Source organism: Streptomyces sp. NPDC096193, from assembly GCF_040302905.1.
Lineage (GTDB): Bacteria > Actinomycetota > Actinomycetes > Streptomycetales > Streptomycetaceae > Streptomyces.
The window spans coordinates 115,981-128,587 of record NZ_JBEOSJ010000003.1 but is presented as its reverse complement, the minus strand read 5'-3'; the positions used below and the strand labels follow the sequence as shown (position 1 = coordinate 128,587).

Below are 12,607 nucleotides of genomic sequence, written 5' to 3'. Positions count from 1 at the left end.
TGGCCCTCAGGCGCCCAGCAGGGCCCGTCCGAGAGGGGTCAGGCTGTGGAGCACCGCGATCCCGGTCCGGACCGTGTCCACCAGACCGGCGTTGCGCAGGACCGTGGCGTGCTGGCTGGCGGTGGCCGGCGCGACGCCGACGCGCTCCGCGAGCGCGGTCGTGGTCGCCGGATCGCGCAGGGCTCCGAGCACGGCGGCCCGGGTGTGCCCGAGCAGCGGCCCCAGCACATCGGTGGGGGCCGGCTGCCGCTCCGCGTGACGCATCGGATGCACCAGGACCGTCGCCGCGTCCGGCCGGTACATCACCATCGGACCGGTCGCGAACCAGGACGGCATCAGCAGCAGCCCCCGGCCGCACAACGGGATGTCGTACGTGGAAGATGACAAAAGGTGCAAAGTTGGCGGTTGCCAGCGCCAGTTCGGGCCCAGCGTGGTGAGCAGGGCGTCCACGCCGCCGCGCAGCAGCACCTCGGAGCGCAGCGCCCGGTCGGCCAGTGCGTCGGCGCGGACCCGCGGCCACAGCGGGGCGATCGACGAGGAGTGGTAGCGGCGCAGATCCGTCGCCAGCGTCTGCCGGGCGGCCGGCGATCCGCCGGCGAGCTCCTTCGACCACCGGGTGGGCCGGGCCAGGCCGCCGTTCCAGCCCGGGGCGTCGGAGAGCCCCAGATCGACGGCCAGTTGCCCGGCCGACGCTCCCGCGGCCAACTCGACGGCCGTCGCGAAGTCGGGGGCGGACGGCTGGAGCAGGAAGTCCGGCACGAAGCCGTCCCGGCCCACCAGCTCCAGCAGGACGCCCGCCCGGGCCGGCAGGCCGGCGTTCATCGTCCGCTGCCAGGCCTCGGCCGCGGGCCGTGCCCGGCCGCCGGACGACCGCACACCGCGCAGCCGGCGCACGCTGAGCGCCGTTTCCCACAGGGCGTTGGGCGCCGGGGCCACAGTGATCCGACGCAGATCGGCGTCGGAGAAGTGTAGACGGATCACACGGACCGATTATCGGCCCGCCGGAGCCTTTCGCCCAGATGTGAAAGGCGATGAAGCCGTCCCGCTGCTCCGCCACGCTCCGGGCATCCGTTCACCGATCCCGAAGGAGACACCACGATGCCCGGCTCTCCCCGACTCCTGTGCCTCGCCGCCTCGGCGCTGCTGGTCGCCCTCGGCGGCCCGGCCGCCCCCGCCGGCGCCCACGAACTGCCGCGCACCTACGTGGTCTCACGCTCCCCCGGCGTCCTGCCCGAGGGAATCACCGTGGACCGCGACGGCACCCTGTACGTCTCCTCGGACGGCACCGGCGCGCTGTACCGCGGGCACGTCCGCGACGCCCGGCTGCGGCCGTTCCCCGTGCGGGGGGCCGCGAACCGCACCAGCACACTCGGCGTGCACACGGACGCGCGCGGGCGGGTGCTCTCGGTGGGCGGCGCCACGCTGACCGTCCACGACCGCCACGGGCGGCTGTCGGCCACCCGTACCGCGTCGGACGGTCCGCTCGGCGCACCGGATCTCAACGACTTCGTGATCACGAGGGACGCCGTCTACGTCACGGACTGGGCCAATCCCGTCGTCCACCGCGCCACGCTCCGCGGCGGCACCCTCGGCCCCCTCGAACCATGGCTCGACATCCGCTCGGCCTTCCCGCAGTTCCCGCCGCAGTACTGGCTGCTGAACGGGATCGTGGCGGACCCGGCCGGCCGGACCCTCCTGGTGGCCTCGAACGGGACCGAGGCCGTCTGGCGGGTGGACGTCGCCACGCGGCGGACGGAACAACTCGGGCTGGGCGGCGAGTCGTTCGGCGCGGACGGCATGGTGCTGCACGGCCGCACCCTGTACGCCGTGCTCAACCACGGTGCCCCGCACGGCGTTCACATCGCCCGACTGGACCCAGAACTGCGCAACGGGTCCGTGACGCACCGGCTCACCGGCGAGCGGTTCGACCTGCCGACCACGCTCGCCCGGTACGGATGCCGGCTCTACGTGGTCAACAGCCAGAACGACGAGCCGCCGGGGCAGCCTCCGTACACCGTGAGCGCCGTCGACGACCCGCTGTGCGAGCGCCCCTGACCCGTGTGAACCGTACGGGCCGGGGCTCGGCCGCCGTCAGGCCTTCGGAGCCACCTTGGAGAGGCCGTTGATGATGCGGTCCATCGCGTCGCCGCCCGTCGGGTCGGTGAGGTTGGCCAGCATCTTCAGCGTGAATCGCATCAGCATCGGGTGGGACAGACCGCGCTGGGTCGCGATCTTCATGACCTTCGGGTTGCCGATCAGCTTCACGAAGGCGCGGCCCAGCGTGTAGTAGCCGCCGTAGGTGTCCTTGAGGACCTTCGGGTAGCGGTGCAGCGCCAGCTCGCGCTGGGCGGGGGTCCGGCGGGAGTGCGCCTGGACGATCACGTCGGCCGCGATCTCCCCGGACTCCATGGCGTACGCGATGCCCTCGCCGTTGAACGGGTTGACCAGGCCGCCCGCGTCACCGACGAGCAGCAGGCCCTTGGTGTAGTGCGGCTGGCGGTTGAAGGCCATCGGGAGGGCTGCGCCGCGGATCGGGCCCGTCATGTTCTCCTCGGTGTAGCCCCAGTCCTCCGGCATCGAGGCGCACCAGGCCTTCAGCACCTCGCGCCAGTCCAGCTCCTTGAACGCCGCCGAGGTGTTGAGGACACCGAGGCCGACGTTGGAGGTGCCGTCGCCCATGCCGAAGATCCAGCCGTAGCCCGGCAGCAGCCGGTCCTCGCCCGGGCCGCGGCGGTCCCACAGCTCCAGCCACGACTCCAGGTAGTCGTCGTCGTGGCGGGGGCTCGTGAAGTACGTGCGCACGGCCACGCCCATCGGGCGGTCGTCGCGGCGGTGCAGACCCATGGCGAGGGAGATGCGCGAGGAGTTGCCGTCGGCGGCGACGACCAGCGGGGCGTGGAAGGTGACCGGGGTCTTCTCCTCGCCGAGCTTGGCCTCCACACCGGTGATCCGGCCGGTCCGCTCGTCGATGATCGGGGCGCCCACGTTGCAGCGCTCGTGGAGCCGTGCGCCCGCCTTCTGCGCCTGGCGGGCCAGCTGCTCGTCGAAGTCGTCGCGCTTGCGGACGAGTCCGTAGTCCGGGAACGAGGCGAGTTCCGGCCAGTCGAGCTGGAGCCGCACTCCGCCGCCGATGATCCGCAGGCCCTTGTTGCGCAGCCAGCCGGCCTCTTCGGAGATGTCGATGCCCATGCCCACCAGCTGCTTGGTGGCGCGCGGGGTCAGCCCGTCGCCGCACACCTTCTCGCGCGGGAACGCGGTCTTCTCCAGCAGCAGAACGTCCAGGCCCGACTTGGCGAGATGGTAGGCGGTCGTGGAGCCGGCCGGGCCTGCCCCTACAACGATCACATCCGCGGTGTGCGCCGTGTTCTTGGCGAGCGGCTCGGTCACGGCGGGTTCTCCCGAAGACTCGATATTGCGTACCGGATGGCACTGGACGTGTGCAGTCTATGGGGGCGTACAGATCCGCGACCGAAGGGCTCCCCTATGAGCAGGCTCCTCCCCGCCGTACAGCTCCGCGTGCCCACCGACGAGGACGCCGTCGCCTGGCACCGGGTCTTCGCCGACCCGGAGGTCATGGAGTTCCATGGCGGCAGGGCGGCCGAGTTGTCGGTGTACGAGGAGCTCACGGCACGCCAGCGCCGGCACGACGCGGAGCGCGGCTTCTGCTTCTGGACGATGCTCGACGAGCAGGGCGAGGTCATCGGTTTCACGGGCGCGCAGCCCTGGCCGCACACCGACTTCGGACCGGTCGGCGAGATCGAGATCGGCTGGCGGCTGGCGCGGCGTGCCTGGGGCAGGGGCTATGTGACCGCCGCCGCCCGCACCACGCTGGAGCGGGTACGGGCGGCGGGGGTCGGCGAGGTCGTGGCCATGGTCGCCCCGGCCAACGCGCGCTCGATCGCGGTGACCGAGCGGCTCGGGATGCGGTTGTCGGAGACGTTCACGGCCCCGGTGTCGAAGCGGCAGGGGTACTGCTTCCGGCTGGACCTGGCCGACGCCTGAGCCGGCGGACCGGGCCCCGGGGCGGTGGGCCGGTCCCGGCGGTCCGGACCGGCCCCGGGGCGGTTGGGCCTGTTCGGCTGGTGCACGGCCAGGTGCGCGCCCCGGGTTCGGCCGGTCGGTAGTTCGTCTGGTCGGCTAGTTCGGCTTGAAGGTGCTGAGAGCCGTCGAGAAGACCACGTCGTTCTCGCCGTCCCACAGGTCCGCCCGGTCGCCGGAGAGGATCGCGTACTCCGTGCCGTCGGCCGCCACGAAGGCCTGGTCGATGACATGGCGCAGCACGGTGCTCTTCTCGGGATCGGGGATGTTGGTGAACTCCCACAGCGCGCCGGGGCGTCCCTGGAAGGTGTTCCGGACCAGTTGCAGACGCTGGTACCGGACCTCGGGAATCGCCTGGCGCTTGCTTTCCAGGTCGAGGAAGTTTTCGTAGGACGACAGCGGCGCGTTCTTGATGACGCCGATCTGGAGGTACGAGCCCCCGGTGGGAGCCTCGTAGAAGATCTGGCTGCCGGTCTGCCGCCGCTGCCAGCCGTCCATGACGGCGACGGTGAATCCGGCGGGGTCGTTCTTGAGGACGAATCCGGCGGGCAGTGCGCCGTCGGCCGGCCGCGAGGGAGTCGCGTCGGCTCCGGGCGGCGTACTGGCGCCCGGCCCCGCGGTGGGCTCCTGCGAAGGAGTCGGAGAGGGCGAGGGGGACGCGGGCGCCGAGGGCGCCTGTGAGGGCGAGGCGGCGGACTTGTCCGACCCGCGGTCGGAACCGCCGTCGTCCTTCTGCAGGAGCAGCACTCCGGCCGCGACACCGCCGCCGATGACGAACGCGGCGACGAGGGTCCCGGTCCAGACGAGCACCTTGCGCCGGCGTGCCGCGGCGGCCTGGTCGTTCCCGGGCGGGGGCACGGTCACGTGCCTCGCGGCCAGGTCGAAGGTCTGGGGGCCGTAGCCGGACGGCACATGCGTCTCGGCGTCGTACACCGGCACGGGAGCGCCCGGCCCGTACGCACCGGGAGCCGCCGGGGCGCCGGGGGTTCCGGGCAGCGGCGGACCCGCGGGCGCAGCGTCGGGCGGAACGCCCGGGCCGGGCGGCGCGATTGCCGGTGCGGCCGGCGTGCCGGAGGGGGCCGGGTCGGCCGGCTTGTCCGGGGCCGCCGGCTGCGGCTGTCCCACGGGTGCCTCCCCGGTCGCCGGCAGATCGTGACCCGAGGTCGGCGGCGGACCCGCGTCGGCCACCACCGCGTGCCCGTCGGTCCCATCCGCTCCACCCTGGCCCGGCGCGCCCGCCACCGGCCAGGCGCCCGCGACAGTCGCGCCCGCGGCTCCCGGAGCCATGGGCGCCGGCGGGTGGGCCGACGGCCCCGGGGCGTACGGCGGAGCAGCTGGCTGACGCCCCGTCAATTTCGCTGCGTAAGGGGCCAGAAACACCGCACCTCCCACCCACAGCAGACCGAACAGGAACGCGTCCGGAACGCTCGGGGCCACCTCCGAACGGCCCTGGCCGCCGAAGTCGCCCACACCGCCCGAGACATCCGCCGCGAGTCCGCTGAGCCCCAGGAACAGCAGGATCAGGCCGAGCAGGAAGCCGCCGGTCAGCAGATGCTCACGGCGGTCCGGTGAGCGCAGGGCCGTCAGGATGCCGAGGGTCAGCGCGCAGACCACACCGAGCGCCAGGGCTCCGGCGACCGCGGCGTTGCCCCACAGGTCGCCGATCTCCGACAGTCCGAAGGCGCCGCTCGCCGAGCTCGATCCGAAGGCACCGGCCTCCCCCTGGATGTCGTACTCCACTGGTACGCCCCAGCTCATTCCGAGCACCGCGAACCCGATGTTGGGCAGGAACGGCAGAGCGCCCAGCAGCGCCGTACCGTCCACGTCGTCCTGGACCGCGTACACGATGAAGCCCACCACCGAGCAGAGCGCGATGACCGCGCCGAGCGCCCGTACCGCCGTGCCGAGGGCACGGACCGCCGATGCGGCACCCGGGCGCATGCCCAGCCGGCCGGCGAGGTGGTCGCGCAGGAGGACGGCGCAGCTCACGACGAGCGAGATCGCCAGCGCTCCGAACATCGCGAGCAGCGGCGACGAGGAGACCTCGACGCCGTCGATGTCGGGCTGGGCGAACAGTCCGAGGACCAGCACCGCCGCGGTGACCACGAGCGACAGCCGTACGGCCGCCTCCGGTCCGGCGCCGCGCGTACGCAGCATCCGGGCGCCCAGATACAGCGCGGCGACGAAGAGCAGGGTCACGGTGAGCGGCACCAGGGAGAGCGAGGCGCTGCCCATGGCGGCGTCGGACGAGCCGAATCCGTCACCGAAGCCGGACCCGGAATCCGAGCCGAAGCCGGAGCCGGAGCCTGAGTCCGAGCCCGGGCCCGAGTCCGACCCGAAGTCCCCACCGAAGGGCGAGCCTCCTTCCGCGGCCTTGATCTCGAACCCGCCGCCGACCCCTTGGAGCAGCATCGCGAGCGCGATCCGCAGCCGTGCGACCCAGCCGACGACGACCTCGTCGTCCTGTCCGTACGAGGGGAACGCGAGGGCCACGCCCAGCACGAGCAGCAGCCCGGCCGGGAAGAGCGCGGCCTTCGCGGGCTGCGCCCAGTCGCCGCGCAGGACCCGGCCGGCGAACTGCCCGACGGGCGAGGGCCCGGCGGGAGGTGGCGGGAGGGCGGGAGCGGGCAGCGCGACAGGAGCGGGCGGCAGGGCCGGGGGCACGGGCGGTGGGCCGGTCTCGGCGGCCGGAAGCCGCTCACGCCCGCATTTCATGCAGAAGCGTGCCTCGTCCGGGGACGGGGAACCGCAGTGCGGACAGTACGAGGCCATGGGGACTCCGGGACCGTGGGGAACGGGGCTGCGAGTGAACTGACACATCCTGCCCGCCGGACGGTTCCCGTCAACTCCCCCGACGTGCTCGCCCGTTGTTCCCGCCGCGCACGGCTCAGGCCGGCTTGGTGCCCCGGTGCAGCGCCACGATCCCGCCCGACAGGTTCCGCCAGGCCACCTTCGCCCAGCCCGCGCGCTGGAGCTTCGCCGCGAGTTCGGGCTGGTCGGGCCAGGACTGGATGGACTCGGCGAGGTAGACGTACGCGTCGGGGTTGGAGGAGACCGCGCGCGCGACCGGCGGCAGCGCCCGCATCAGGTACTCCTCGTACACCGTCCGGAACGGGGCCCACGTGGGGTGCGAGAACTCGCAGATCACGATGCGTCCGCCGGGCCTGGTCACCCGGTACATCTCGCGCAGGGCCGTGTCCGTCTCCTGCACGTTGCGCAGGCCGAAGGAGATCGTCACCGCGTCGAAGACGCCGTCGCGGAACGGCAGTCGCGTCGCGTCGCCCGCGGTCAGCGGCAGCCAGGCGTTGCGCTTCTTGCCCTCACGGAGCATGCCGAGGGAGAAGTCGCAGGGCACGACGTACGCACCGGCCGCGGTGAACGGCAGCGAGGAGGTGCCGGTGCCGGCCGCGAGGTCGAGGATCTTCTGCGCCGGACGCGCGTCCACCGCCTTCGCGACCTCCTTGCGCCACCGCCGGTCCTGGCCCAGCGAGAGGACGTCGTTGGTGAGGTCGTAGTTCGCCGCCACGTCGTCGAACATCGAGGCGACTTCGTGCGGCTGCTTGTCCAGGGAGGCTCGGATCACGCAGCCCATTCAAGCAGCCGCGGGGATCGCCTAGGCGCGCCGGTACACCAGCCGGCCGCCGAGGACCGTCGCCACACACTTCCCGGCGCCGTGCAGGCGCAGCGCTTTTTCGGGCGGTCCGTCCACGGGAACGTCGAAGACGGCGAAGTCGGCCGGTGATCCGTTCGCGAGCTCGCCGTCGAGCAGCGCGCTCAGCGGAAGGATCCGCAAGGGATCGAGCGGGACGACGTCCGTCGCCCGGACCTGCACGGGCTCGCGGACCCGCAGTCCGGAGCGGGCCACTGCCGTGCGGACCGGGGTCCGGGTGAAGGGGCCGGTGACGGCGGTGACACCGTGTCCGAGCATCCGCTGGATTCCTCGGCGGGCGCTGCCGCCGAGACGGTTGTCGTCCAGCTCCAGGGCCGCCAGGGCATCCCCGGTCAGCGGCTCGGTGCCGAGCTCGTCTGCCTCTCGGGGATCGGGGTGGTAGGCGGACTCCAGCAGTTCGACGGCCCGGGGGTGGCGCAGGCCCGGCACCAGCAGCCCGGGCCAGGTCCGCACCCGCGCCTGCGGGCGGGCCGCGGTCATCGCGTCGTAGGAGCCCGTCCCGACGACGAGCCCGGCGTCGACGGCGACCGCGCGCACGTCCCTGTGGCCGGCGAACACGGTGTCGGCCACATGGATCGTCAGCACGGCGGCCTCAGTTGGCGTTCAGCAGCTTGAGCTCCGGGTGGGCCGTGCCGCCCTCGATCGCCGTCGAGGAGATGTGCGACGCCACGCGCTCGTCGACCGGGTCGTTCGCCGGGTCGTCGTGCACGACGATGTGCTCGTAGGTCGTGGAGCGCTGCGCCGGAACGCGGTCGGCGGTGCGGATCATCTCGATGATCTCGTGCAGGTTGGAGCGGTGCTTGGCGCCGGCCGAGGAGACGACGTTCTCCTCCAGCATCACCGAGCCGAGGTCGTCCGCGCCGTAGTGCAGGGTGAGCTGGCCGACCTCCTTGCCGGTGGTGAGCCAGGAGCCCTGGATGTGGGCGACGTTGTCGAGGAAGAGGCGGGCGATGGCGATGATGCGCAGGTACTCGAAGAGCGTGGCCTGGGTCTGGCCCTTCAGCTTGTTGTTCTGCGGCTGGTAGGTGTACGGGATGAAGGCGCGGAAGCCGCCGGTCCGGTCCTGCACGTCGCGGATCATGCGCAGGTGCTCGATCCGCTCGGCGTTGGTCTCGCCGGTACCCATCAGCATGGTGGAGGTGGACTCCACGCCCAGGCGGTGCGCGATCTCCATGATCTCCAGCCAGCGTTCGCCGGACTCCTTCAGCGGCGCGATCGCCTGGCGGGGGCGGGCCGGGAGCAATTCGGCGCCGGCGCCCGCGAACGAGTCGAGGCCCGCGGCGTGGATGCGGCGGATCGCGTCCTCGGCGCTCACGCCCGAGATCCGGGCCATGTGCTCGACCTCGGAGGCACCGAGGGAGTGGATGACCAGCTGCGGGTACGCCTTCTTGATCGCCGAGAAGTGCTCCTCGTAGTACTCCACGCCGAAGTCCGGGTGGTGACCGCCCTGGAACATGATCTGGGTGCCGCCCAGTTCGACCGTCTCGGCGCAGCGCCGCAGGATGTCCTCGAGGTCGCGGGTCCAGCCCTTCGCGGTGTCCTTCGGCGGCGCGTAGAAGGCGCAGAACTTGCAGGCCGTGACACACACGTTGGTGTAGTTGATGTTGCGCTCGATGATGTACGTCGCGATGTGCTCGGTACCGGCGTAGCGCCTTCGGCGGACGGCGTCGGCCGCCGTGCCCAGTGCGTGCAGCGGGGCCGAGCGGTACAGCTCCAGCGCTTCCTCGGGCGTGATCCGACCGCCCTCAGCGGCACGGTCCAGCACGGACTGAAGGTCGGCCTTCTCGGTCACCGGGTGTCACCTTTCGGCGGTTTTTCGGAGCATCTGCGGGCCGCTCCAGCCTACGCCAGCCGCTTCGGCGGCCTTCCGGCCGGTGCCCGGAGTCAGTCCGTACGCTCCAGCGTGGCGCGCGGATCGCCCGCCCGCGGCTCGCGCGAGGTGTACTGGACCCGGTCCCCGTCCAGGCGCAGCTTCACCGTGTGGGTGCCCGGTGTGCAGGTGTTGCCGGGTTTGCCGCTGGAGCTGCCGTCGGCGACGAGTTCGGCGGTCGTCGCGCCCCGCAGGACGAGGTTGTCCTCGCAGGAGAGGTTGCCGAGCGCGTCGTACTGGCTGACCGTGCCGAAGGTCGCCCCCGTCCTACCCGCCCGGATGACGACGGTGAAGGTGCCCGCCTCCAGTTCGCTGCCGGCGAGGCTGACCTTGAAGGGGCCCTCCCAACTGCCGATGAAGGCCTTCGGTATGGCGGTCACCTGGTCCCCGGGCTCCTGCGAGGCCGAGGCGGAGGGGCGGGGAGTGGACGGGCCGGGGGTGGACGCAGCGCCGGAGCCCGGGGGTTCTGCCCCCGCGTCGGTGTCGCCGGCTCCGCTGCCCGTGCCCGGCCACAGATCGAACAGGAAGCCGCCGCCGATCGTCACCGCGGCCAGCGCGGCGGCGACTGTCAGGGTCACGGTGCAGCTCACCCTGCGCCTGCCGCGCGGTGCCCCGGGGGCGCCGGGGGCGCCGGGGGCGCCGGTGGGTGGCGCGGCCGGCCCTGCCGTCACCCCGCCGGGGTGGGAGGGCCCTCCGCCGACGGGGTCGACCGGCGGTCCGAACGTCCCGATCGCCGGACTGCTGAAGGCCACCGGCCCCGACACGGCCTCCGGCACGGCCTCGTCCGCGGGCTCCAGGTTCAGCAGCGTCACCGCGGACCGGCTCACCTGCTCGACCAACGGTCCCGGCAGCCAGCCGGCGGCGACCAGCGCGGCGGCGCCGCCGGGCGCGAGCCGGCGCGCGATCTCACCGGGTGACGGCCGCACGGAGGGGTCCTTGACGAGGCATTGGGCCACCAGATCCCGCAGATCGCCCTCCAGACCGGCCAGTTCGGGTTCCTCGTGCACCACCTTGTAGAGCAGCGCCGCCGAGGAGTCGCCGGGAAAGGGAGCCGTGCCCGTCGCCGCGAAGGCGAGGACCGCGCCCAGCGAGAAGACGTCGGCGGCCCCGGTGATGCCCTTGCCGAGGATCTGCTCGGGCGACATGTAGCCGGGCGATCCGACGGAGACACCAGTGGAGGTGAGGGAAGCGGTGCCCTCGGTGGCGCGGGCGATCCCGAAGTCGATCAGCCGCGGCCCGTCGAGCGTGAGGAGCACGTTGGACGGCTTCACATCGCGGTGCACCAGCTCCAGCGCGTGCACGGCCGCCAGCGCCTCGGCGAGACCCGCGCCCAGCACCCGTACCGAGTGGTTGGGCAGCGGGCCGTGTTCCGTCACCGCCTGGGACAGCGGGGGTCCGGCCACATATCCGGTCGCCACCCACGGCACGGACGCCTCCGGGTCGGCGTCGAGCACGGGTGCCGTCCACTGACCGCCGACCCGCCGTGCCGCGTCGACCTCGCGGCGGAAGCGGGCCCGGAACTCCTCGTCGAGCGCGAAGTGCGGATGGACGATCTTCACCGCGACGGTACGGCCGCCGGCACTGCGCCCGAGGTAGACGCGGCCCATTCCGCCCGCCCCCAGCCGCCCGAGCAGCCGGTACGCGCCGATGCTGCGCGGCTCGCCCGGATCCAGCGGCTGCATCTGTACTCCCCCGGTTGTTCCGTGTCTGCCACGCCCGCCCCTGCTGCTCATCAGGGTAGGCCCCGGCGTGTCCGGCATCACGGGGATTGCCCGCGTCCACAGGCCAACCGATCCCGGGCACCGACCGTCTCCCTGGTCGCCGTTCGCGCAGCTTGTCCGAAAAGATGCCTGCGCCCCGCCCGCGCCGCCGACCGCGCCGGAACCCTCGGAGCTCCCTTCGTGAATCGCCTCTCCCAGGCCCTCATAACCGCCGTCGCCCTCGGCTCCGTCCTGCTCGCCACGGGCTGCTCCGACGAGGGCGAACCGGTCAGCTTCGACGGGCCGTCCGTGAAGGCCCCCGCCGGGGGCGGCGGCGCACAGTCCGGAGGCGGGGCGGCGGCCGAGGCCGCCGCGAAGACGCTGATGCCGACCGGCCCCAAGGCCTCCTTCACCACCCAGAACACGCTGGACGACGGCACCCGGATCGGCGTCACCACCCTGGAGGGCAGGAAGTCCGGCTTCACCGGCAAGGTCTGGGTCTGGGCGCCCGAGCAGTACTTCGACGAGAAGTACGCGAGCAGCGGCTTCCCCGTCCTGATAGCCCTGCCGGGCGGCAACGGCTATCCCAACAACTACTGGATGGGCACCGACCTCAAGCTCCAGAGCAGCATCGCCGCGTGGTCGAAGGAGGGCAAAAGCCTTCCCTTCATCGTGGTGATGCCGGTGCTGAACCCGGACGCGAAGAACTACTACGACGGCAGCGACATCCCCGGGCAGGCGAAGATGGGCACCTGGATGACCGAGGACGTCCCCGACTTCGTGAAGGCCAACTTCCGCACCTTCACCAGCCGCGACGGCTGGGCGTTCATGGGCTCGTCCTCCGGCGCGTTCGTGGGCCTGAAGTCCGTGCTCCAGCGGCCGGACCGGTTCAAGGCCGTCATCGCCTCGGGCCCGGACACCGTGCCGGACTCCCCGCTCTGGTCCGGCCACGAGCCCCAACGGCAGGCCAACAACCCGGAGAAGCTCGCCGAGACGCTCGGCGCGAGGCCGGACACCCGGGCCAACGCGGTCTATCTGGCGTTCCAGGTGGGCTCGAAGGAGTCGGGGGTCGCGCGGGTGAAGAAGTTCGTGCGCGACTACGGCAAGGGCCCGGTGAAGACCCGCCTCCAGGTCATCCAGGACGGCGAGCACAACGCCAAGACCTATGTGCAGGGGATGGGTGACGGATCCATCGAGTGGATCAGCAAGCACATGCAGGCGCCCGTCCCCACGTCCTGAGGACCAGAGCACGGCCCGTGGGTCCGCGCGCGGCCTCCGGATCGGCGCACCCCTGCGGGTCAGCGCGCTGAAACGATCACGCGGCCCGGC

General features: G+C 72.4%; 10 protein-coding genes. 3 read left to right on the top strand and 7 right to left on the bottom strand.

Annotated elements, in window-relative coordinates; genetic code table 11:
* Nucleotides 1–6: 6 nt before the first annotated feature.
* On the bottom strand, nucleotides 7–981 hold the full coding sequence (locus tag ABTX78_RS05990; RefSeq protein ID WP_352205615.1) for an ArsR/SmtB family transcription factor: 975 nt from the start codon (nucleotides 979–981) through the stop codon (nucleotides 7–9).
* Between the two features lie 117 nt (nucleotides 982–1,098).
* Here ABTX78_RS05990 and ABTX78_RS05985 point away from each other — a divergent pair, with 117 nt between their 5' ends.
* Nucleotides 1,099–2,055, top strand: coding sequence for an SMP-30/gluconolactonase/LRE family protein (locus ABTX78_RS05985; protein WP_352205614.1), 957 nt, complete (start codon nucleotides 1,099–1,101; stop codon nucleotides 2,053–2,055).
* A gap of 36 nt (nucleotides 2,056–2,091) precedes the next feature.
* Here the strand turns inward: ABTX78_RS05985 and ABTX78_RS05980 are convergent, their stop codons facing one another.
* Nucleotides 2,092–3,387: a geranylgeranyl reductase family protein gene (locus tag ABTX78_RS05980; protein ID WP_352205613.1), complete on the bottom strand. Its 1,296-nt coding sequence runs from the start codon at nucleotides 3,385–3,387 to the stop codon at nucleotides 2,092–2,094.
* Between the two features lie 96 nt (nucleotides 3,388–3,483).
* Between ABTX78_RS05980 and ABTX78_RS05975 the strand changes: the two genes are divergently transcribed.
* On the top strand, nucleotides 3,484–4,002 hold the full coding sequence (locus tag ABTX78_RS05975; RefSeq protein ID WP_352205612.1) for a GNAT family N-acetyltransferase: 519 nt from the start codon (nucleotides 3,484–3,486) through the stop codon (nucleotides 4,000–4,002).
* Between the two features lie 135 nt (nucleotides 4,003–4,137).
* Here the strand turns inward: ABTX78_RS05975 and ABTX78_RS05970 are convergent, their stop codons facing one another.
* The 5 genes from ABTX78_RS05970 to ABTX78_RS05950 form a co-directional block, all read right to left on the bottom strand.
* Nucleotides 4,138–6,810: a zinc ribbon domain-containing protein gene (locus tag ABTX78_RS05970; protein ID WP_352205611.1), complete on the bottom strand. Its 2,673-nt coding sequence runs from the start codon at nucleotides 6,808–6,810 to the stop codon at nucleotides 4,138–4,140.
* A gap of 115 nt (nucleotides 6,811–6,925) precedes the next feature.
* Entirely contained in the window at nucleotides 6,926–7,621 is a 696-nt protein-coding gene (locus tag ABTX78_RS05965; protein ID WP_352205610.1) for a demethylmenaquinone methyltransferase, read from the bottom strand.
* Nucleotides 7,622–7,651: 30 nt separating this feature from the next.
* A complete protein-coding gene (locus tag ABTX78_RS05960) occupies nucleotides 7,652–8,293 on the bottom strand; it encodes a hypothetical protein (protein ID WP_352205609.1) in 642 nt (213 codons plus the stop codon).
* Between the two features lie 7 nt (nucleotides 8,294–8,300).
* Entirely contained in the window at nucleotides 8,301–9,500 is a 1,200-nt protein-coding gene (mqnC, locus tag ABTX78_RS05955; protein ID WP_352205608.1) for a cyclic dehypoxanthinyl futalosine synthase, read from the bottom strand.
* 92 nt (nucleotides 9,501–9,592) lie between these two features.
* Nucleotides 9,593–11,260 (bottom strand): serine/threonine-protein kinase, encoded by a 1,668-nt coding sequence (locus ABTX78_RS05950; RefSeq protein WP_352205607.1) that lies wholly within the window; start codon nucleotides 11,258–11,260, stop codon nucleotides 9,593–9,595.
* Nucleotides 11,261–11,479: 219 nt separating this feature from the next.
* On the opposite strand from ABTX78_RS05950, the gene ABTX78_RS05945 reads away from it, so the two are divergent.
* The gene (locus ABTX78_RS05945) at nucleotides 11,480–12,517 is read left to right on the top strand and encodes an alpha/beta hydrolase (protein WP_352205606.1); all 1,038 of its coding nucleotides are present in this window, start codon (nucleotides 11,480–11,482) and stop codon (nucleotides 12,515–12,517) included.
* Nucleotides 12,518–12,607: the final 90 nt, after the last annotated feature.

Bases quoted from the DNA above. Each gene is read 5' to 3' on its own strand.
- ABTX78_RS05985 (WP_352205614.1), top strand. From the start codon at position 1,099: ATGCCCGGCTCTCCCCGACTCCTGTGCCTCGCCGCCTCGGCGCTGCTG.
- ABTX78_RS05975 (WP_352205612.1), top strand. From the start codon at position 3,484: ATGAGCAGGCTCCTCCCCGCCGTACAGCTCCGCGTGCCCACCGACGAG.
- ABTX78_RS05970 (WP_352205611.1), bottom strand. From the start codon at position 6,810: ATGGCCTCGTACTGTCCGCACTGCGGTTCCCCGTCCCCGGACGAGGCA.
- ABTX78_RS05950 (WP_352205607.1), bottom strand. From the start codon at position 11,260: ATGCAGCCGCTGGATCCGGGCGAGCCGCGCAGCATCGGCGCGTACCGG.